Raw genomic sequence first — 19,312 nt, 5'->3', positions numbered from 1 at the left:
GGCGCATAGTGACCGCGTGGAGTGTAGGGATTTGGCCTCGGCTAAGCCAATAGGGAATGCGGATGGGGGTATAAGAAAATCTGATGACCGTTATTCACGCAGGCGGGCGCCGGGCCAGGCGCCGCGCGCGCACAGGTCTTCGCTCACTTCGCGCACCAGCTTTCCGATCGCCGCTGCCGCATTCGTGAGCGGGATGTTGCGCGAAGCGCAGAGCGTCACCTGGCGCGTCACTGCCGGATCGACCACCGGCCAGGCCGCCATCGCCCCGCGTTCGATGTCGGCCAGCAGGGGCGCGACCGGCAGCAGGGTGGCGCCGAGGTCGGCCAGCAGGGCCGAGCGCAGGATGGCCAGCGAATTGATCTCGAGGACGGCGCCCAGCACCAGGCCGGCGCTTGCCGCGGCCTGTTCCACGAGCGGGCGCACGCCGTGCTGGCGCGCCGGCAGGATCAAGGTGCTGCCCAGGGCATCGCCCAGGCGCACGCCAGGTCCTGCCGGGGCGAAGGCCGAGCCGGCGCGGCAGATGAACATCAGGTCTTCCTCGACCAGGGGCGTGCCGGTGAAGTGGCCGAGCGGAACGTCGTCGAACAGCACCGCCAGGTTCAGGCGCCCGGACTTGAGCTGCTCGGCCAGGCTGCCCGTGATCTCCTCGGTCAGTTGCAGGGTGATTTCAGGGTAGCGCTCGCGCGCCGCGCTCAGGATCGGCAGCGCCAGCGCGCCCGAGATGCTGTGCGGCAGGCCGAGCGAGACGCTGCCGGAAGGGCGGGTGGTCGACTGCACCACCGCCGAGCGGGCATCGGCGACCTGCTTGAGGATGGCCTGGGCATGCTCGTAGAAGATCTTGCCGGCGTCGGTACTGACCACGCCGTGCGCCGAGCGGTGCAGTAGCTGGGCGCCGAGCTCCTCCTCCAGCTGGCGCAGCTGCTGGGTCAGCGCGGGCTGCGCCACGTGCAGGACCAGGGCCGCGCGCGACAGGGAACCGTGGTCGACGATGGCGACGAAATAGCGCAGTTGGCGAAATTCCATACTTTAGAGGTGTGTTTGATCAGCAACAACTGGTAATTATTGGAAATATTGACCTTTAGTGTTGCTATACTGCATCTTGGGCGATGGGCGCCGTCATTATTACAGAGCAGAGTAGCAAGATGTTGAAAAAGGTCGATGCGTCGCAGCTGAAAGTGGGCATGTTCATTCACGACCTCGATTGCGGCTGGATGGACCATCCCTTCATGCGCAACCGTTTCGTGTTGAGCTCGGACGAAGAGATCTACAAGATCCGCAATGCCAAGATCCGCGGCGTCGTCATCGATTGCAGCAAGGGCCTGGACATCGACGACGCCCCGACCCTGGAGCAGGCCGACGCCGCCACCGAGGCGGAGGTGACCGCGATCGCGGCCAAGCCGGTCGTCGTCGCCCGCGTGTCCCTCGGCGAGGAACTGCAGCGCGCCGCCAACATCCGCAAGCAGGCCGCCGGCCTGGTGCGCACCGTGATGGCCGATGCGCGCCTGGGCAAGGCGGTCGAGCTGGACCAGGTCAGCCCGGTGGTCGAGGCCGTGACCGAATCCATCCTGCGCAACTCCGGCGCGCTGCTGGGACTCCTGCGCATCAAGAACAAGGACGACTACACCTTCCTGCATTCGGTCAGCGTGTGCGCGCTGCTGGTGGCCTTCTGCCGCTCGCGCAAGCTGGACGAGGATACGATTTACCAGGCGGGCCTGGGTGGGCTGCTGCACGACACCGGCAAGGCACTGGTGCCGGACGCCATCCTGAACAAGCAGGGGCGCCTGACCGAAGAAGAATTCGAGATCATCAAGCGCCACCCGCGCGATGGTTACGACATTTTGGTGAAGACCCCGGAGATCGGCCAGATCCCGCTCGACATCACCCTGCACCATCACGAGCGCCGCGACGGCAGCGGCTATCCGGACAAGCAGGCCGAGGGCGGCATCAGCGAACTGGCGCAAATGGCGGCCATCGTCGACGTCTACGACGCGATCACCTCGGACCGCTGCTACCACAAGGGCATGCCGGCGGCCGAAGCGCTGCGCAAGATCTACGAGTGGAGCAAGTTCCACTTCAACCCGACCCTGGCGCAGGAATTCATGCGCTGCGTCGGCATCTACCCGGTCGGCACCCTGGTGCTGCTCGAATCCGGCCGCCTGGGCGTGGTGATCGAGCCGCACGAGACCAGCCTGCTCACGCCCAAGGTCAATGTCTTCTTCAGCACGAAGAACCAGACCTACATCAAGCCCCAGACCCTGGACCTGTCCAAGCCCTTCGGCTTCGGCGGCGGCGACAAGATCGTGCGCCACGAGTCGGCCGAAAAGTGGAACGTCAACCCGCTGCAGTTCATGAACATCGCCTGAGGGGCAGCTACATTCCCCCGGCGCAGCGCAAGGTCGTTCCCGTCACGTAGGACGCGGCCGGCGACAGCAGCCACAGCACCGCTTCCGCGATTTCCTCCGGTTCCGCCAGCCGTCCCATCGGGATGGCCGGTGCGACCCGCTGCGGGCGCTCCGGTTCGCCGGCCGCGGCGTGGATGCCGGTCAGCGTCGATCCCGGCGCGACGCCGCACACGCGGATGCCTTCCGGCGCCATCTCGCGCGCCAGGCCCAGCGTGAAGGTCTCGACGGCGGCCTTGCTGGCGGCGTAGTGGACGTATTCGCGCGGGCTGCCGGTGCTGGCCGCGACGGAGGAGAGATTGACGATCACGCCGCGCGTGCCGATGCGCCGGAAGGCCCCGATCGCGGCGCGGCTGCAGTGCATGAGGCCATGGACGTTGGTGCGGAACACCGCCTCGATGGTGGCGGGGTCGGTGTCCATGAAGGAGGCGATGCGCCCGGTGATGCCGGCGTTGTTGACCAGCGCGGTCGGCGGGCCGAGTTCCGCTTCGGTGCGCGCGAACAGGCGTGCGACCTCGGCCTGCACGGCGACGTCGGCCTGGATCGCAAGGGCTTGTCCCCCATTGGCGCGGATCGCCGCCACCAGGGCCTGCGCCGACGCCTCGTCGCTGTGGTAGTTGACCGCCACCGCATAGCCGCCGGCGGCGGCCTGCCTGGCGATGGCGGCGCCGATGCCGCGTCCGGCGCCCGTCACGATCACGACCTTGCTCATTCCCGCCTCCTCGCTGTACGCTTGAAGCCGATACTATACCCAACAGCGGGGCCTGCGCATGCATCCAACGATCGAATGCTGGTTCGAGTTCGGCAGCAATTACAGCTACCTGTCCCTGATGCGCGTCGAAGCGCTGGCCCTGGACGCCGGCGTGGCGCTGCGCTACCAGCCCTTCCTGCTCGGGCCGATCTTCCGCGAACTCGGCTGGCAGAGTTCCCCGTTCGCCGAACAGAAGGAGAAGGGCGAGTACGTGTGGCGCGACATGGCCCGGCGCGCTGCGAAGTACGGCGTCCCCTTCCGCCGTCCCAGCGCCTTCCCGCGCCGCGCGCTGCTGCCGATGCGGGTGGCGCTGGTGGGCGCGGACCAGGCCTGGATGGGGGAATACTGCCGCCGCATCATGCTGCAGAACTGGGCGCACGACCGCGAGATCGACGATGCCGCCGTGGTGCTGGAGGCCTTGCGGGGACTGGTCGACGACCCGCAGGCGGTGCTGGCTGCGGCGCGAATGGAGCAAGCCAGGGAAGCGCTGCGCGCGCAGACGGCAAAGGCGCGCGCGCTGGGCATCTTCGGGGCGCCGACCTTCATCGTGGACGGCGAGATGTTCTGGGGCGACGACCGCCTGGAAGACGCGCTCGACTACGCGCGGCGCGCTTGACGCCGCGGCTCAGAAGAATTCGGCGGTGTCGTTGGTGGCGATGGTCTGCAGCAGGCCGCCCGCCACCAGTTCGTCGTAGTGGCAGGCGCGGTTGCGGCCGTTGGCCTTGGCGAAGTAAAGGGCCTGGTCTGCGTGGCCGAGCGTGACCACCGGCGAATCGGTCGCGCGGATGCTGGTGAAGCCGACGCTCACCGTCACCTGTCCCACCTGGGGAAATTCGTGCGACTCGACGTTGCTGCGGAAGCGGTCGATGATGCGGCGCGCATTTTCCAGCGTCGTCGAGCGCAGCAGCACGACGAATTCCTCGCCGCCGAAGCGGAACACCCGGTCCTGGGCGCGGAAGGACGACTGCAGCAGGTTGGCGATCAGGATCAGCACCTCGTCGCCGTACAGGTGGCCGAAGCGATCGTTGACCAGCTTGAAATGGTCGACGTCGACCACGGCCAGCCACTGCTTTTCTTCGGCCACGTGGTGGCGCCGCTCGGGCTGGCCCGGCAGCAGGGTCTCGGCGTCGCCGGCATGCAGCATGCGCGCCAGCTGGTCGTCGAAGGTCTTGCGGTTGAGCAGGCCCGTGAGCGAGTCGCGTTCGCTGTAGTCGAGCAGGTTCTGGAAGTTGCGGTAGACGCTGACGATCCCGCTGACCATGTGGACCGTGTCGGCATTGAAGCCCTGTGCGTGGGTGATCTCGAGGCAGGCGCTGGCCTTGTCGCCGAACCAGATCGGCAGCCACAGGCGGCGCAGGCCATCGCTGCCCATGCCTTCCGCGCGCGAAGCATGGTGGTCGAGGCACCAGGCCAGTTCCGGAAAAGCGGCGATCGGCTCGCCCGGGCTGCTGTCCTGGGGCTCTTCGGGGCAGGCCACGCCGCCGGCGCGGATGCAGGCGCGCGAACGCACGAAGCGCTGGCCGCAGACCGTGCTGATCGCCAGCACCCGGGTTTGCGTGGCGCCCGACAGCTCCTGTACCGCCGAAATCACGGAAATGTCCAGCATCGTGTGATCGCGGTGGCCAGTCATGTCCACCATGTGTCTCAGCAGGGAATCCATGTCGTTTACAGAAACAAAGTCAAGCAAATGCACGGCTCGTCGGTACCACGGGCTTGCCGCTTTTTTGAGCGGCAAAAGAGACAGCATAAATTGTTTTTGTATTGTAGGCAACTATTCTTGACAATATTTATCGTTTCTATGTGGCATTGTTGGAAACGTGCCGTATTCCCTTGTGCGGGCTCAAGCAATATGGGTAGGAACCATTTCCGCAGGGCAAACTTGCCCAACATCAACTTGCCGTGTGGAACTATTCGGTACAGTGAACTCACTGACAGACGCAGTCGAAAGCAGCACAACGTGGGCCCCGTCTGTCAGTAAGTCCCTCAACCACCATAAGGAGTTCGTCATGAGCACCATTACCTCCGCCATCAAGACCTTCATTGCTGATGAAGACGGTGTGACGGCCATCGAATACGGCCTGATTGCCGCCTTGATCGGCGTCGTGATGGCAAGTGTCGCAGGCGATGTCGGTACGAAGATCAAGGATGCGTTCACCTACATCAAGGATCAGTTCGCCGACGTTCCGGCCGCACCCGCAGCAGGCGGCTAATCGCCCGTGCCCCCCGCGGCGCTGTCAGGCCCCGGGGGGCTTTTTTTTTGGAGCGGATCATGGTTGTCGCACCCTATCTCGATACCCTGTTGCTGCTGCTGGCTGCCGCTGCCGCGATCAACGACCTGGCCAGCCGCCGTATCCCGAATCTCCTGCTCCTGTGCGGCCTGGCGTGCGCACTGGTCCTGCATGCGCTCTCGCCCAGTCCCGGCGAAGCCCTGCTTTCCAGCCTGGGCGGCTTTGCCGCCGGACTACTGATCTTCCTTCCCTTTTACATGATGCGCGGTATGGCTGCCGGCGACGTCAAGATGATGGCCACGGTCGGCGCCTTCACCGGCCCGGCCACCGCTTTCCATATCGCCATCATGGCCTGGTGTGCCGGCGGCGCCATGGCGATCGCGATCATCGTCTTCCGCGGCCGCTTGCTGCTGGCCTTGAGGAACCTCTGGCACATCGCCCGCGGCCTCTGGCTGCGCATTCCGGTAGGCAGCGCAGCGAAGAGCGAAAGCGCCGGTTCGATGCCCTACGGCGTGGCGATCGCCGCCGGCACGATCTATGTGCTGGCCATGCGCTATAGCTGAAATTCTGCCTTTTCTTGCAAGTTTTTTGCGTGCTGTTTGCGCCTGTTTCATACCTGTTCCGCACCGTTTTGCTTGCCGGATTCACCGATCCCCCTTCCTTGCTGGGCGTCAAACGGGGGGGAGGGGGTGGTGGCTAGAATCAATTTAACAAATGTAAGAAATATCCGTATCCAGCAGGAGGTTTCTTTATGGAAGCATTGTCAACGTCTCCGCCGCTCACCGCTTGCGCGAGCACGCCGGGGATCGGGCTTGACGTCGAACCGGTGCTGCCGCGACAGGCGCGCACGGTGCGCGACACGGGTCTCGAACCACGCTTCGTCACTGCGCTGGTGCTCAAGACCATGCATGCGAGCGGCAAGACGGCGCTGTCGATGCTCACCGGCCGCCTGCGGCTGTCGATCGGCGTGGTGCGCGAGGTGCTGCAGGGCCTGGTCGCCGAACAGCAGGTCGAAGTCGCCTGGTCCGGCGAAAGCGACATCGACGTGCACTACCAGCTCACCGCCTTCGGCCAGCGCGCCGCCGCCGAATACCTGGCGGAATCGCGCTATATCGGCCCGGCCCCGGTCACCCTGGAAGCCTGGCGCGCCGTGGTCGAGGGGCAGTCGCTGCGCCAGCCCGATGCTCCCCGCGCCACCCCTGCCGAGTTGCAGGCCCTGCTGGCGGAGGATGGCACCGAACCCGCACTGCGCGACCTGCTGGGGGCGGCCCTGCATTCACAGCGCCCGCTGATGTTGTACGGTCCGTCCGGCGGCGGGAAAACCACCCTCGCGCGCAAGCTGGCGCGCCTGCGCCAGGACCCGATCGCCGTGCCTTACGCGGTGCTGGTCAAGAACGAGATCGTGCAGGTCTACGACCCGGCCCTGCATCCTGCGCCCCTGCAGGCGCGCGCCATGGAAGACCGGCGCAGCTGCGATGCGCGCTGGGCCCTATGCCGGCGGCCGCTGGTGCATGTCGGCGCCGAGCTGGCGCGCGACATGCTGGAACTGCGCCTGGACGCGGCCAGCGGCGTGCTGCGCGCGCCTTCGCACCTGCTGGCCAACAACGGCCTCCTGATACTGGACGACCTCGGCCGGCAGCGCGTGCCGGCCGCCGAGGTCCTGCACCGCTGGCTCGGCGCGCTGGAAAGCGGCCTGGATCATGTGGCGGTGCCGGGCGGCGCCAGCCATGCGCTGCCCTTCGACGTCTCGCTGGTGCTGGCCACCAGCCTGGCGCCCGAGGCGGTGCTGGACGAATCCTGCCTGCGCCGCATCGGCTACCGGATTCCGGTCGGCCCGCTGTCCGAACACGGCTACCGCGCGCTGGTACGGCGCCAGTGCCGGCTGCGCGGCATCGAACCAAGCGAGGACGCGATCGATTACCTGATCCACGAGCTGCACCGCCGCACCCGGCGCGCGCTGCTGGCCGCCTGGCCGCACGAGCTCCTCGGCCGCATCGTCGATTTCGCCGGTTTCGCCGGCGAGGTCCCGCGCCTCGACTGCCCCAGCCTGGCCCGCGCCTGGAGCAGCCTGTTTTCGCACGAAGCCGGAACTGAAGCGGGCGAACCCCTTTCGACACCAATGCCCGCGTCCAGCGAGCCGGGAGACACACCATGAAGAACAAGCGTGCCGTGATCGTGATGACGCTCGCGATCCTGTTCGGCCTGGCCGCCGTGCTGCTGGCCTCGAACTGGCTCCTGAGGCAACCGGCGGCCAGCAGCGGGCGCATCGTGGTGGCGGCGACCGACATCAATATCGGCCAGCGCCTCAATCCCGAGATGCTCAAGCTGGTCGACTGGCCGGCGCACAGCGTGCCGAAAGGCGCCTTCGACGATCCGCAGAAGCTCGGCGGGCGCGTGCTCAAGACCAGTATCCAGTCCGGCGAACCGCTGAGCGAATCCAAGCTGGCGCCAAGCGGGACCCTGGGCGGCTTGTCCGCCCTGATCACCGAAGGCAAGCGCGCCATCACGGTGAGGGTCAACGACGTGATCGGCGTGGCCGGCTTCGCGCTGCCCGGCAACTACGTCGACATCATCGTCAGCACCGAGACCGAACCGCCGCTGCAGGGCGAACAGCCGCGCCAGCAGAGCATCTCGAAGATCGTGCTGGAGCGGATCCTGGTGCTGGCGGTGGCGCAGGAAGTCAACCGCGACGAGACCAAGCCGAAGGTGGTCAATGCGGTGACGCTGGAAGTCACGCCGGAACAGGCCGAGCAGCTGGACCTGGCGCGCAGCGTCGGCACCCTGTCGCTGGCCTTGCGCAACCAGGTCGACCCGGCTGCCGCCGCGACCCTCGGCGCGACCAAGCAGAACCTGCTGCCACCACCGCCTGCGCCGCTGCGGCCGGTGGCGCTGCCGGTGCAGCGCCCGCGCACCCAGGCCCCGCGGCCGGCGGCAAGCCCCGCACCACGCAACTGCGTCAAGGTCATCAACGGCCTGCACACCTCGCAGGAATGCTTCTGACCTCACTACCGGGATGGATGCCATGAACAGACGTTTCTTCCTTGCACCGCTGGCCGTCGGCCTGGCCTTGGGCGCTACCCAATCCGCCGGGGCGGCCGACACTGCCGCTGCCGCCGTCGCACCCGCCGCTGCGCCCGCCAAGGCGCCGCCCCAGGCCAGGTCCGCAGCCCCCGCCAGGTCGAAAGCCGCCGGCGTGAAGGCAGCCGGCCCGGCGCCGGATGCGCGTCCGCTTGCTGCAGGCTGCAGCGGCGAGGCCGCGCGCCCGGCTACCCTGAACCTCAATATGGGCAAGTCGACCATGCTGCGCCTGCCGGAAAAAGTGGTCCACCGCAGCGTGGGCAACCCCTCCATCGTGCAGGCCATGCTGGTGGCGCCGGACACGCTGTACATCGCCGGCGTCGACGTCGGCACCACCAATATGATCGTGCAGGGCAGGAGCGGCCTGTGCAGCGTGGTCGACATCGTGGTCGCGATGGATCCGGCCGCCCTCCAGGCGACACTCAGCGCCGCCATGCCGGACGAGAAGGACATCCGGGTGATGGCCGCCGCCGATTCCCTGGTCCTGCTGGGGACCGTCAGCGACGCCGGCGCCATCGCCCGCGCGGTCGAGCTGGCCACCGCCTACGTGCGGCGCCCGGTGCGCCAGCTGCCGTCCGCGGACAAGAACAACGAGACCGATGGGGTCATTCCGCTCGCCGGCACCGGCGCCAACAGCCTCACCGGCGGCGGCGCCAGCGCGGCGGCCACGCGTGTGGTGAATATGCTGAACGTCAGCGCGCCGCAGCAGGTGCAGCTCGAAGTCAAGATCGCCGAGGTGTCCAAGACCCTGCTCGAGCGGCTCGAGACCGATACCGTCTTCCGCTTCGGTTCCGGTAGCTGGACCACCCGGCTGGTGTCGAACTTCCTGACCGGCCGGGCCCAGGGCGGCCTGCGTTTCGACAAGGACAACGGCAACCGCCTGGTGGGCGAGGCCGACAAGCAGGACGGCCTGGTGCGCGTGCTGGCCGAACCGAACGTGCTGGCCATCAGCGGCCAGGAAGGCAGCTTCCTGGCGGGCGGCAAGTTCTTCATCCCGGTCGCCCAGGACAACAACAAGATCACGCTCGAGGAAAAGGAATTCGGCGTGGGCCTGCGCTTCACCCCGACCGTGCTGGCCGGAGGGCGCATCAACCTCAAGGTGGCGCCGGAAGTGTCGGAGCTCTCGCGCGAAGGGGTGGGGGTATCGGCGGTCGGCATCACCGGCAATGCGATCCTGCCCCTGGTGACCACGCGCCGCGCCAGCACCACCGTCCAGCTCTACGACGGCCAGAGCTTCGCCATCGGCGGCCTGGTGAAGAACAACCTGGTGGCCAACCTGAAAGGCCTGCCGATGCTGGGCGAAGTCCCGGTGCTGGGCGCGCTGTTTCGCAGCACCGACTACCAGCAGGACCGCACCGAACTGGTGTTCGTGATCACGGCGCGCCTGGTCAAGCCGCTCGCCGGACCGGGCTACGTGCTGCCGACCGACAAGGTGGGCATCCCGTCGCGCGCCGGCGTGCTGCTCGGCGGGCGCCTGGAGGGAGAGGCGCCGGCCACGAGCACGGCCGCAGCTTCCACGCCGCCGGCCGCCCCACCCGCCGCCCAGACCGCCGGCGGCTTTGAACTCAAATAGGAGCCAGCGTGAACACCTCGAAACGCTTCATCGCCCCGCTGTTGCTGGCCGGGCTGCTCGCCGGATGCGCGAACACGACCCCGCGCTGGGACGCGCAGTTCGGCGCTTCCACCCGCGCCAACCTGGCCGCCCAGGTGCTGGACCCGGCGGCAAGCCGCAACCCCAATCCTGCCGTCGGGGTCGACGGTCGCGCCGCCAAGGGTGCGCACGACCGCTACCAGCGCAGCTTCGCGCAGCCGGAAAGCGCGCCGCCTCCCCTGATCATCAACACCGGCGCGCGCTGAGCGGCCCCTGAACCCAAGCGACCGCCACGAGACCCGCCATGAAAGCGCTCCTCATCAGCCGCGACAGCCAGCTGTACGCGGAAATCGCCTCCCAGGGAGCGGCGCGCGTGCCGCCGCTGAACCTCGGGGCCGTACGCGCCAGCCTGCGCGAGGCGCTCGACCGGCCAGAAAGCGACGCCCCCCAGCTCGTGATCGTCGACGCCACCGAGACCGAACCGTCGGAAGCCGCCTTGCTCGAGCGGCTCGGACGCCAGTATCCCGAGGCCCACCTGATGCTGCTGACGGACCAGCACCAGCCCGACCTCCTGATCCATGCGATGCGCGCCGGCGTACGCGAAGTACTGCAGCTGCCGCTGGTGCACCGCGCCTTCCACGAATCGATGGACCGCATCTCGGCCGCCGCCGGCGTGTCCAATCTGCGTGACGGCAAGGTGCTGGCCTTCATCGCCTGCAAGGGCGGCAGCGGCGCCACCTTCATCTCGACCAACTTCGGCTACGCCCTGGCCACCCTGGCCGCCAAGAAGGTGCTGCTGATCGACCTGCACGGCCAGTTCGGCGACGCGGCGCTCTACGTGTCCGACCAGAAGCCGGCCATGACCCTGTCCGACGTCTGCGCCCAGATCGCGCGCGTGGATGGCCCCTTCCTGGATTCCTGCGTGGTGCACGTCACCCCCGGTTTCGGGGTGCTGGCCGCCGCCGACGACGCGGCCCATGCGAAAGAGGCCAAGCCCGAACACATCGACACCATCCTGCGCGTGGCGCGCCAGCACTACGACTACGTGCTGCTCGACGTCGGACGCCAGATCGACGCGGTGTCGCTGCGCGCGCTCGACGTCACCGACACCATCTACCCGGTGCTGCAGCTGGCCCTTCCTGACATCCGCGACGCCCGGCGCCTGCTCGACATCTTCCGTTCGCTCGGCTACGTGCTGGACCACATCCGCCTGATCGTCAACCGCTACGAAAAGGGCGGCAAGCTGCGCCTGCAGGACCTGCACGCCGCCCTGGGCTGCGAAGTGGTGCACACCTTCCCCAACGACTATGTCGCCGTCACGGACTCGGTCAACCAGGGCGTGCCGGTGCTGCAGCTGTCGCGCTCGAGCGCCGCCGCGCGCAGCCTGGCCGACATGGTCGAACTGGTGACCACCCGGCGCGCGCCGGAAAGCCGCGGCCTGTTCGACCGCCTGTTCGGACGCGACGACTGAACGCCAAAGGAGAATTCCATGTCCCTGCGCGAACGCCTCGCCAGCACCACCCCGGAGCGCCCCAGCGGCGCGGTGCCGCCGGAAGCGGCCAACCAGGCCTACCAGGAACTCAAGAAGCTGATGCACCAGATGATCCTGGACCGCATCGACCTCGAGCGCCTGAAGCGCCTCACCGCCGAGCAGTTCAAGCACGAGCTGGCGCTGCTGGTCCAGCGCATCATCGAGGAAGAGCGCATCGTGCTGAACCAGCACGAACGCCACCACCTGGTGCTCGACATCCAGCACGAGATGCTCGGCTTCGGCCCGCTCGAGCCCCTGCTGAACGACCCGACCGTGTCCGACATCCTGGTCAACACCGCCAGCAAGGTCTACGTCGAACGGCGCGGCAAGCTCGAACTCACCGACATCACCTTCCACGACAACGCCCACCTGATGAAGATCATCGAGAAGATCGTTTCGCGCGTGGGCCGCCGCGTGGACGAATCGAGCCCGATGGTCGACGCGCGCCTGCCGGACGGTTCGCGGGTGAATGCGATCATTCCGCCGCTGGCGGTGGACGGGCCGCTGCTGTCGATCCGCCGCTTCGGCGCGACCCCGCTGACGGTGCAGAACCTGCTCGACTACAAAAGCCTGACCCCGCCAATGATCCGGGTGCTCGAAAGCCTGGGCACGGCCAAGGTCAACATCCTGATCTCGGGCGGCACCGGCAGCGGCAAGACCACCTTGCTGAACCTGATCTCCGGCTTCATCCCGCCCACCGAGCGCGTCGTGACGATCGAAGACGCGGCCGAGCTGCAGCTGCGCCAGCCGCACGTGGTGCGCCTCGAGACGCGGCCGCCGAACATCGAGGGCAAGGGCGAGGTCACCCAGCGCGCCCTGGTCAGGAACGCCCTGCGCATGCGCCCCGACCGCATCATCCTGGGCGAGGTGCGCGGCGCCGAGGCGCTCGACATGCTGCAGGCGATGAACACCGGCCACGAAGGATCGCTCGCGACCATCCACTCGAACACCCCGCGCGACGCGCTCTCGCGCCTGGAGAACATGGTCAGCATGGCGGGCGTCAGCTTGAGCGCGCGCGCGATCCGCCAGCAGATCGTGTCAGCCGTGACGGTGGTGGTGCAGGTCTCGCGCCTGACCGACGGCACGCGCAAGCTGGTCAGCCTGCAGGAAATCACCGGCATGGAAGGCGAGATCATCTCGATGCAGGAGATCTTCCGCTTCGAGCAGAGCGGGGTGGACCAGGACGGCAAGGTGAAGGGCCGCTTCAGCGCCACCGGTGTGCGGCCGCGCTTTGCCGACCGCCTGCGCATGTACGGCGTGCCGGTGCCGGAAGACAGCTTCGATCCGGACCGCACCTTCGACTAAGGCCAGGTAAAGGTAAATCGTATGGACGCGCTGTTCTACGCATTCGTGGTGTTCCTGTTCGCCGCCGCGGTCCTGGGCATCGAGGGCGCCTACCTGTGGTGGGTGGGCAAGCACGGCGCCGCGGCGCGCCGGATCGCGCGCCGGCTACAGGTCATGTCCGGTTCGCCGGGACGCAGCGGCGAGCGGATTTCGATCCTCAAGCAGCGCCCCTACAGCCGCAATGCCGCTTTCGACCGGGTCCTGCACCGCATCACGCTGGCGCACCGGATCGACGCGCTGCTGGTGCAGGCCGGCGCGGCGCAGACGGTGGGCCAGTTCCTTGCCGTTTCAAGCGGCTGCATGGTCGCCGCAGTCCTGGTCTCGCTCGCCTGGCCGCTGCCGCTTCCCCTGCGGCTGCTGGTGGCGGTGCTGGGCCTGTGCCTGCCCTGGGTCCTGTTGCGGCGCGCGCGCCAGCGGCGCCTGGTGCGCATCGAGCAGCAGTTGCCCGACGCCGCCGACTTCATCGCCCGCGCGCTGCGCGCCGGCCACTCCTTCAGCAATGTGCTGCAGATCGTCGGCAACGAGCTGCCCGAGCCGCTCAGCGGCGAGTTCCGCATCGCGCGCGAAGAGATCAACTACGGCGTGCCGATGAACGAGGCGCTGCACGGGATGGCCGCACGCATTCCCCTGACCGACTTGCGCTACCTGATCATCGCGGTGCTGATCCAGCGCGAATCGGGCGGCAACCTGGCCGAGATCCTGGGGAATATCAGCGGCATCATTCGCGCCCGCCTGAAGCTGGTGGCGCACGTGCGCGTGCTGTCCGCCGAAGGACGCATGTCGGCCGTGATCCTCACCGCGCTGCCCTTCGCCGTGCTGGGCGTGATGCTCGTCTCGAATCCGCAGTACGTCAGCCTGCTGTGGACCGAGCCGAAGGGCCAGCGCATGCTCTGGTACAGCGTGGGCATGCTGGTGATCGGCGTGATCTGGCTGCGCAAGATCATCCGTATCCGAATCTGAAGCCAGTCCATCCACGAGGTGACCATGACGTCCTCCCAGCTGATCTTCCTGCTCATCGTCCTGTGCGTGGTCTGCGGCCTGGCCTGGCTCGGCCTCGTCCTGTTCGCGCCGCTGGCTCTGCGCGAGCGCCTGCGCCACTTCCTCGGCGCCGCCGAGCCGAGCCAGCTGGACGCCGGCAACGGCTGGGTCGAGCGCGTCGCCAGCGCCGCCAAGCCCCTGACCCGCCTGTCGATCCCGGAAGAAGGCTGGGAAAAATCGACCCTGCGCACCCGCTTCATGAACGCCGGCTGGCGCAACCCGGCGGCGCCCACCCTGTATTTCGCCTCCAAGACCGGGCTGGCCCTGCTGCTGCCGGCCCTCGGCGCACCCTTCCTCGTGATGTATGGGGCCAGGATCGATGGCGGTCGCGTGCTGGCGCTGCTGCTGGCGGCAGCCTCGGTCGGCTACTACCTGCCGAACATGGTGCTGGAGCGCATCGTGCAACGGCGCCGGCGCGAGATCTTCGAGACCATTCCCGATGCCCTCGACCTGCTCACGGTCTGCGTCGAGGCCGGCCTGAGCCTGGAGCGCGCGCTGGTGAAGGTGGCCAATGAAATCCACATCAAGAGCGCGGTGCTGGCCCAGGAGCTGCAGCTGGTGCTGATGGAGATGCGCGCCGGCTTCAGCAAGGAGAAGGCGCTGCGCAACTTCGCCCTGCGGTCGGGCGTGGAAGACGTCGACACGCTGGTGGCCATGCTGATCCAGTCCGAACGCTTCGGCACCAGCGTCGGCGACTCGCTGCGCGTACAGTCCGACAACCTGCGCCACAAGCGGCGCATCCTGGCCGAGGAGCGCGCGGCCAAGATCGGCCTGAAACTGCTGTTCCCCCTGATCTTCTGCATTTTCCCACTGCTGCTGACGGTGCTGCTCGGTCCTGCCGCGATCCAGATCTCGCGGACCCTGGGCGCGCTGCCCGGCGCCCGCTGACATCCTGGAGCCTGCCATGCGAACCCCCATCCTGCTCACCCGCCTGGCGTTGCTGGGTCTCGGCACCAGCCTGCTGGCCTGCGCGCCGATTTCCGGCCGCGTCCCGCGCGAACGCGCCACCCCGGTCGCCGACGACGCCTACCTGGCCGGACGCAACCACCACCTGGCGCGCCGCTACGATGAAGCCCGCGCGGCCTACCAGGCCGCCTTGCGGGCCGCGCCGCAGCACGTCAACGCCCGCAACGGCCTGGCGACCCTGCACGCCGAGCAGCGCGAGTTCGGCCCCGCGATCGCCCTGTGGCGCACGCTGACCGCGTCCGTGAACCTGTCGGCGGGGCCCGCCAAGGCCTATTTGTTCAGCAACCTCGGGCATGCGCTCTTCCTCGATGGCGACTACGACCAGGCCCTGGTCGCGCTCGAGAAAGCCTGCCTGCTGGACCCGTTGAACCACCGCGCCTGGCAGCTGCTGGGCGAAACCCTGCGCAAGCTCGGCCAGGAAGAGCGCGCAAGCCAGATGCTGGCCCAGGCCGAGGCCTTGCGCGTCCACGATCTGCGCGCCGACTATGCCGCGCTGGGCGCCACCTCCACGGTCGCAGCCATCGACCGCGCGGCCAAAACGCCGCAGCGCGAGGAGCCGGGCTGGAACCAGCTGCAGTTGCACGTGGGCGTGGACGGCATGCTGGAATTGCGGCGCGAACCGGCATCGACGGCAGCGTCGGCGCAGGCCGCGCTCCCGCCGGTCGAGCGGCAGCCGGCGCCGGGGCAGGGCGCGCCGGACACGCCGGTGGTATTGCTCGAAATCCGCAATGGCAACGGCATGCGCGGCATGGCGCGCAAGCTCGCGGGCCAGCTCGGCGCCGACGGGATGAAGGTGGCGCGCATTTCGAACCAGAAAGGGTTTGGGGTACGCCGCACCCGCGTCGAATACGAGCCGGCCTACCGCGCGCAGGCCGAGCGCCTGGCCGAGCGTTTCGGCGGCGCTCAGCTGGAAGAAGTGGCGCGCTGCGCACCCGCCAACCTGCGCGTGGTGCTGGGCCGCGACGTGGCGCGCCGCGGATTCGCGCTACGGCCCCTCTTGTCTCTACCAGACGCGGCCGGGCCGCGCATTGCGGCAAACAAGGCTTCCTGAAAAAGGTCCGGGCGCACGTTTGTTCGGCATCAAACGCCGAAGCTTGCCTCCCGAGAGAATGGGCTGGTCTGCCTTCTCTCGGGAGCCGCCATGAACCTGCTATCGCGCATCCAGAACGTCCGCGCCCAACTGATTCTTGCCGGCCTGGTGCTGGCCATCCTCAGTGCCTGCGCACCCACCGGCACGCAGCGCGGCACCGGCGAGTATATCGACGACACCGCCATCACCAGCCGCATCAAGACCGCTTTCGCCACTTCGCCGGAGGTCAAGGCGACCGAGGTGCAGGTCGAAACCTACCGCGGCACGGTCCAGCTCAGCGGCTTCGTCGATTCTTCCGAGAGCGCCTTGCGCGCCGCGCAGATCGCGCGCGAGACGCCGGGGGTGAAGGAAGTGCGCAACAGCATGGTGGTCAGGGAGCCGCGCCGCGAGTAAGCGCGCTTATTTCCAGGCGACCTTGCCCATGCCGCTGGTATTGGCGCGGCGGCTGGCCGGCTTGCCATAGACGGTGGCCGAGCCCATGCCGCTCAGGTCGACCTCGGCCGCACGGCTTGCATGGACCGTCGCGCCGCCCAGGCCGGACATGTCGAGGTCGACGGTTTCCGCGCGCAGGTTCTGCGCCTCGAGGCTGCCGACACCGGCCAGCTTGGCATGCAATTCCTTGCTCTCGCCGCTGACATTGATGCGGCCCGCGCCACGCAGGCTGAGCTCCAGGCGCTCGGTGCGCACGCCGTTCAGGGTCAGGCCGCCCACCCCGCCCAGGCTGGCGTCGATGGCGCGGTAGTTGCCGTTCATCGTGACCGCGCCGGCGCCGTCCAGGGCCACGCGCAGGGTGTCGCCCGAGAAGCCGGTGACGGTCGAGGCGCCCACGCCTTCCGAGCTGAATTCGGACAGTTTCGGCACCGTGAGTTCGGCGCGTAGTTTCTCCTGCATCTCACCGCGGCGCTTGTTCAGGGATTCGGTGTCGATTTCCAGGGTGTCGCCCCGCTGCGAGGTGGTGATGCGCTGCACGTAGCGCTTGTCGCCCGAGACGACGAGGGAAGGGGTATTGCCCTGGCGGACCACCAGGTCGACCACGCCGCCCAGCTTCACCTTGGTCACGCGGGCGTCGATGGTGCGGTTCTCGCGCACGACCTCGTCGGCCAGTGCCGGGGTGGCAAGCAGGGCAAGGACGGTGGCAAACGCGGCGGGCTTCAACAGGGTTTTCATCGTGTTCTCCGATCGAGTAGGGATGAAAACAGCATAGGCCGAAGCGGGCCGACGTCCCCGCCGATTGCGATGAACTGCACGATCGGCGGTCTGGAGCGCAAAAATGCCGGAATGACGAGTGCCGCTACTTCGCCGCGCCGCTGCGCCGGTACACCCGCACCCAGTCCACCAGCATGCGCTGGGGCAGCACCGTCGTGCCGTCCGGATTGCCGGGCCAATAACCGCCGACGGCCAGGTTCAGCAGCACGAAGAAGGGCCGTTCGAAGACCCAGTCGCCCTTGACCAGGTCGGGCCGTGCCGTGTGAAAGTGGATGCCGTCGCGGTACCAGCGGATCTCGCCGGCTTCCCATTCGACCGCGAACACATGGAAGTCGTCCGCATACTTGCCCTTGTCTAGGCGGGACGGACCGCCGTAGGCCTTCTCGCCCGAATAGCCGGGCCCGTGCACCGTGCCGTGCACGATGTCCGGCTCCTTGCCGATGTTTTCCATGATGTCGATCTCGCCGCTGCGCGGCCAGCCGATCTTGCCGATGTCCGCGCCCAGCATCCAGAAGGCCGGCCAGATGCCCTGGCCCTGCGGCACCTTGATGCGCGCTTCGAAGCGCCCGTGCATCTGTTCCATCAGGCCGGCGGTCTTGATGCGCGCCGAGGTGTAGGCATTGCCGCCATACGCTTCGCGGCGCGCTTCGATGACCAGCATGCCGTTCTCGACCCGCAGGTTGTCAAGCCGGTCGGTGTAGTGCTGCAGCTCCGCATTACCCCAGCCGTGGCCGCCCGTCTCCGGGAGCCACTTGGCGCGGTCGAGCGTGGCGCCATCGAACTCGTCGCTCCAGGCCAGGGTCCAGCCGGCCGTGCCGGCGGAAGCGGGCGCTTCCGGGGTGGCGCAGCCGGCAAGGCCGAGGGCGAGCAGGGTGGCGCAGAAGGCAAGTGGAAGGCGAAGAGATCTCATGGTGTTCCTGGTGGTGTCGGCGTGGGTTTGAGGCGGGCCTGCTCGCGCCGCACATGGCGCATGATGTCGAGGAAGGTATCGGTCCAGAACAGGCGGCGGTTTTCGGCAAGGAAGCGCACCAGTTCTTCGTGGGCCTGGGCGGATACGCCGAGGTAGTCGCCGCCGATGCCGTGGAAGGTGAAGTTGACCATCGTGCCCTGTCGCGCCGCCTGTTTGACGATCGCGATCAGCTGGGCGCCGCTCACGCCGCTGGGCGCGAGCACCGGCACCGCGTAAGGGTCGAGCCTGTCCATCGCCTCGACCACGCCGCCATTGCTGCCGACCTTGATGGCGACAAAGGACGCGCGCACCCCCGGCAGGTAGTCGCGCCCGCCGGCCAGCGTGTCGCCGCAGGGCGCCGTGTAGGTCCGCTCCGCGCGGCCGTCGATGGCCATCAGCATGATATTGGCCAGCAGCACCTGGTCGCGCATCTGTTCGGCACTGGTGGTGTCGAGGTTACGGTGCGCCTCGACCCAGCCGCGCTCCGGCTTGCTGCGCGCGCACTGGTGGAACAGGCTGTGGTTGCCGAGCTCGTGGCCGCGCCGCGCGGCCGCCCGCCAGTCCTCCATGCGCCGCGCCACCGAAGGGTTCGACAGCTGCAGGTAGAAACTGGCGCGGATGCCGTGTCGGTCGAGGACAGGCAGGGCGTTGTCGAGTTGGGAATCGAGGGCGTCGTCGTAGGCCAGGCTGACGGCGGCGCGGGCGCCGTCCGGCCAGGCGAAGCCCCGTTCCGGCTCGGCCGCGGGCGCCGGGCCCGGGTGCAGGCCGGCGCACAGCAGGCCGGCAAGCAGGGTGGCGGCAAGGACACGGCCCGCCATCTTCCCAGCCCGTCCTGTGTTCCCGCCACGTCCGTCCACACGCCGCATCCGCGCCTCTTTGTCTGAATTTGGAAACGTTACCAGATTGTCAACCCGACTATAGCACCGCCGATTTTGGCGTGTCAATGCCAGTGCGTTCGGCGCACATGGGCGCAGATGCCTGCATTTCGCGGGGTGGCCCGGAGGGTGTTGCAAATCAGCCGCATTTCGCCTCCGATCCGTATGGAATATTCCGTTGACAATTTTTTTTGCTAACCCTAATATTCAGACAAGTGAGATGGAAACGTTTCCACGTAACAGACGGATTGCTGAACAACAACTGC

20 protein-coding genes are annotated in these 19,312 nt (G+C 67.7%); 14 read left to right on the top strand and 6 right to left on the bottom strand.

Annotated features, from left to right (window positions below):
* Window positions 1–90: 90 nt before the first annotated feature.
* Window positions 91–1,023: a LysR substrate-binding domain-containing protein gene (locus NX780_RS04445; RefSeq protein WP_258826641.1), complete on the bottom strand. Its 933-nt coding sequence runs from the start codon at window positions 1,021–1,023 to the stop codon at window positions 91–93.
* Window positions 1,024–1,106: 83 nt separating this feature from the next.
* On the opposite strand from NX780_RS04445, the gene NX780_RS04440 reads away from it, so the two are divergent.
* Window positions 1,107–2,363, top strand: a complete 1,257-nt coding sequence (locus tag NX780_RS04440; protein WP_370663573.1) for an HD-GYP domain-containing protein — start codon at window positions 1,107–1,109, stop codon at window positions 2,361–2,363.
* A gap of 7 nt (window positions 2,364–2,370) precedes the next feature.
* On the opposite strand, the gene NX780_RS04435 is transcribed toward NX780_RS04440, so the two are convergent.
* The gene (locus NX780_RS04435; protein ID WP_258826639.1) at window positions 2,371–3,111 is read right to left on the bottom strand and encodes an SDR family oxidoreductase; all 741 of its coding nucleotides are present in this window, start codon (window positions 3,109–3,111) and stop codon (window positions 2,371–2,373) included.
* A 58-nt stretch (window positions 3,112–3,169) separates the two neighbouring features.
* On the opposite strand from NX780_RS04435, the gene NX780_RS04430 reads away from it, so the two are divergent.
* Window positions 3,170–3,766 (top strand): 2-hydroxychromene-2-carboxylate isomerase, encoded by a 597-nt coding sequence (locus NX780_RS04430; protein ID WP_258826638.1) that lies wholly within the window; start codon window positions 3,170–3,172, stop codon window positions 3,764–3,766.
* A 9-nt stretch (window positions 3,767–3,775) separates the two neighbouring features.
* On the opposite strand, the gene NX780_RS04425 is transcribed toward NX780_RS04430, so the two are convergent.
* Entirely contained in the window at window positions 3,776–4,810 is a 1,035-nt protein-coding gene (locus NX780_RS04425) for a GGDEF domain-containing protein (protein ID WP_258826637.1), read from the bottom strand.
* A 346-nt stretch (window positions 4,811–5,156) separates the two neighbouring features.
* Here NX780_RS04425 and NX780_RS04420 point away from each other — a divergent pair, with 346 nt between their 5' ends.
* From NX780_RS04420 to NX780_RS04365, 12 genes are all read left to right on the top strand, one after another.
* Window positions 5,157–5,360 (top strand): Flp family type IVb pilin, encoded by a 204-nt coding sequence (locus NX780_RS04420; protein ID WP_258826636.1) that lies wholly within the window; start codon window positions 5,157–5,159, stop codon window positions 5,358–5,360.
* Between the two features lie 59 nt (window positions 5,361–5,419).
* Window positions 5,420–5,941, top strand: a complete 522-nt coding sequence (locus NX780_RS04415) for an A24 family peptidase (RefSeq protein WP_258826635.1) — start codon at window positions 5,420–5,422, stop codon at window positions 5,939–5,941.
* Between the two features lie 188 nt (window positions 5,942–6,129).
* Window positions 6,130–7,533: a DUF8689 domain-containing protein gene (locus NX780_RS04410; protein WP_258826634.1), complete on the top strand. Its 1,404-nt coding sequence runs from the start codon at window positions 6,130–6,132 to the stop codon at window positions 7,531–7,533.
* Complete coding sequence (gene cpaB, locus NX780_RS04405) at window positions 7,530–8,378, top strand: Flp pilus assembly protein CpaB (protein WP_258826633.1); 849 nt, start codon at window positions 7,530–7,532, stop codon at window positions 8,376–8,378. The genes NX780_RS04410 and cpaB overlap by 4 nt, the downstream gene beginning before the upstream one ends.
* A gap of 22 nt (window positions 8,379–8,400) precedes the next feature.
* A complete protein-coding gene (locus tag NX780_RS04400; RefSeq protein ID WP_258826632.1) occupies window positions 8,401–10,029 on the top strand; it encodes a type II and III secretion system protein family protein in 1,629 nt (542 codons plus the stop codon).
* 8 nt (window positions 10,030–10,037) lie between these two features.
* Complete coding sequence (locus NX780_RS04395; protein ID WP_258826631.1) at window positions 10,038–10,313, top strand: hypothetical protein; 276 nt, start codon at window positions 10,038–10,040, stop codon at window positions 10,311–10,313.
* A gap of 38 nt (window positions 10,314–10,351) precedes the next feature.
* A complete protein-coding gene (locus tag NX780_RS04390; RefSeq protein ID WP_258826630.1) occupies window positions 10,352–11,518 on the top strand; it encodes a CpaE/TadZ family protein in 1,167 nt (388 codons plus the stop codon).
* 18 nt (window positions 11,519–11,536) lie between these two features.
* The gene (locus NX780_RS04385) at window positions 11,537–12,883 is read left to right on the top strand and encodes a TadA family conjugal transfer-associated ATPase (protein ID WP_258826629.1); all 1,347 of its coding nucleotides are present in this window, start codon (window positions 11,537–11,539) and stop codon (window positions 12,881–12,883) included.
* Window positions 12,884–12,904: 21 nt separating this feature from the next.
* Window positions 12,905–13,882, top strand: a complete 978-nt coding sequence (locus NX780_RS04380; RefSeq protein ID WP_258826628.1) for a type II secretion system F family protein — start codon at window positions 12,905–12,907, stop codon at window positions 13,880–13,882.
* A gap of 24 nt (window positions 13,883–13,906) precedes the next feature.
* Complete coding sequence (locus NX780_RS04375; protein ID WP_258826627.1) at window positions 13,907–14,848, top strand: type II secretion system F family protein; 942 nt, start codon at window positions 13,907–13,909, stop codon at window positions 14,846–14,848.
* 16 nt (window positions 14,849–14,864) lie between these two features.
* A complete protein-coding gene (locus NX780_RS04370; RefSeq protein ID WP_258826626.1) occupies window positions 14,865–15,977 on the top strand; it encodes a tetratricopeptide repeat protein in 1,113 nt (370 codons plus the stop codon).
* A 90-nt stretch (window positions 15,978–16,067) separates the two neighbouring features.
* Complete coding sequence (locus tag NX780_RS04365) at window positions 16,068–16,409, top strand: BON domain-containing protein (protein ID WP_258826625.1); 342 nt, start codon at window positions 16,068–16,070, stop codon at window positions 16,407–16,409.
* A 6-nt stretch (window positions 16,410–16,415) separates the two neighbouring features.
* Here the strand turns inward: NX780_RS04365 and NX780_RS04360 are convergent, their stop codons facing one another.
* The 3 genes from NX780_RS04360 to NX780_RS04350 all read right to left on the bottom strand — a co-directional run bounded on the left by NX780_RS04360 (window position 16,416) and on the right by NX780_RS04350 (window position 18,989).
* Window positions 16,416–17,183 carry a GIN domain-containing protein gene (locus NX780_RS04360; protein WP_258826624.1) on the bottom strand — a complete coding sequence of 256 codons (768 nt, stop codon included), beginning with the start codon at window positions 17,181–17,183 and terminating at the stop codon, window positions 16,416–16,418.
* 124 nt (window positions 17,184–17,307) lie between these two features.
* A complete protein-coding gene (locus NX780_RS04355; protein WP_258826623.1) occupies window positions 17,308–18,132 on the bottom strand; it encodes a glycoside hydrolase family 16 protein in 825 nt (274 codons plus the stop codon).
* On the bottom strand, window positions 18,129–18,989 hold the full coding sequence (locus NX780_RS04350; RefSeq protein WP_258826622.1) for a polysaccharide deacetylase family protein: 861 nt from the start codon (window positions 18,987–18,989) through the stop codon (window positions 18,129–18,131). Before NX780_RS04350 ends, NX780_RS04355 begins: the two co-directional genes overlap by 4 nt.
* Between the last annotated feature and the right edge of the window lie 323 nt (window positions 18,990–19,312).

The sequence above is a fragment of the Massilia agri genome (assembly GCF_024753255.1).
GTDB classification, from domain to species: Bacteria; Pseudomonadota; Gammaproteobacteria; order Burkholderiales; family Burkholderiaceae_D; genus Telluria; species Telluria agri.
This window is presented reverse-complemented; position numbering and strand designations above follow the sequence as displayed.

Excerpts from the sequence above, each read along its gene's own strand:
- NX780_RS04445 (WP_258826641.1), bottom strand. The coding sequence starts at position 1,023 with ATGGAATTTCGCCAACTGCGCTATTTCGTCGCCATCGTCGACCACGGT.
- NX780_RS04440 (WP_370663573.1), top strand. The coding sequence starts at position 1,107 with ATGGGCGCCGTCATTATTACAGAGCAGAGTAGCAAGATGTTGAAAAAG.
- NX780_RS04435 (WP_258826639.1), bottom strand. The coding sequence starts at position 3,111 with ATGAGCAAGGTCGTGATCGTGACGGGCGCCGGACGCGGCATCGGCGCC.
- NX780_RS04430 (WP_258826638.1), top strand. The coding sequence starts at position 3,170 with ATGCATCCAACGATCGAATGCTGGTTCGAGTTCGGCAGCAATTACAGC.
- NX780_RS04425 (WP_258826637.1), bottom strand. The coding sequence starts at position 4,810 with ATGGATTCCCTGCTGAGACACATGGTGGACATGACTGGCCACCGCGAT.
- NX780_RS04420 (WP_258826636.1), top strand. The coding sequence starts at position 5,157 with ATGAGCACCATTACCTCCGCCATCAAGACCTTCATTGCTGATGAAGAC.
- NX780_RS04415 (WP_258826635.1), top strand. The coding sequence starts at position 5,420 with ATGGTTGTCGCACCCTATCTCGATACCCTGTTGCTGCTGCTGGCTGCC.
- NX780_RS04410 (WP_258826634.1), top strand. The coding sequence starts at position 6,130 with ATGGAAGCATTGTCAACGTCTCCGCCGCTCACCGCTTGCGCGAGCACG.
- cpaB (WP_258826633.1), top strand. The coding sequence starts at position 7,530 with ATGAAGAACAAGCGTGCCGTGATCGTGATGACGCTCGCGATCCTGTTC.
- NX780_RS04400 (WP_258826632.1), top strand. The coding sequence starts at position 8,401 with ATGAACAGACGTTTCTTCCTTGCACCGCTGGCCGTCGGCCTGGCCTTG.
- NX780_RS04390 (WP_258826630.1), top strand. The coding sequence starts at position 10,352 with ATGAAAGCGCTCCTCATCAGCCGCGACAGCCAGCTGTACGCGGAAATC.
- NX780_RS04385 (WP_258826629.1), top strand. The coding sequence starts at position 11,537 with ATGTCCCTGCGCGAACGCCTCGCCAGCACCACCCCGGAGCGCCCCAGC.
- NX780_RS04380 (WP_258826628.1), top strand. The coding sequence starts at position 12,905 with ATGGACGCGCTGTTCTACGCATTCGTGGTGTTCCTGTTCGCCGCCGCG.
- NX780_RS04375 (WP_258826627.1), top strand. The coding sequence starts at position 13,907 with ATGACGTCCTCCCAGCTGATCTTCCTGCTCATCGTCCTGTGCGTGGTC.
- NX780_RS04370 (WP_258826626.1), top strand. The coding sequence starts at position 14,865 with ATGCGAACCCCCATCCTGCTCACCCGCCTGGCGTTGCTGGGTCTCGGC.
- NX780_RS04365 (WP_258826625.1), top strand. The coding sequence starts at position 16,068 with ATGAACCTGCTATCGCGCATCCAGAACGTCCGCGCCCAACTGATTCTT.
- NX780_RS04360 (WP_258826624.1), bottom strand. The coding sequence starts at position 17,183 with ATGAAAACCCTGTTGAAGCCCGCCGCGTTTGCCACCGTCCTTGCCCTG.
- NX780_RS04355 (WP_258826623.1), bottom strand. The coding sequence starts at position 18,132 with ATGAGATCTCTTCGCCTTCCACTTGCCTTCTGCGCCACCCTGCTCGCC.
- NX780_RS04350 (WP_258826622.1), bottom strand. The coding sequence starts at position 18,989 with ATGGCGGGCCGTGTCCTTGCCGCCACCCTGCTTGCCGGCCTGCTGTGC.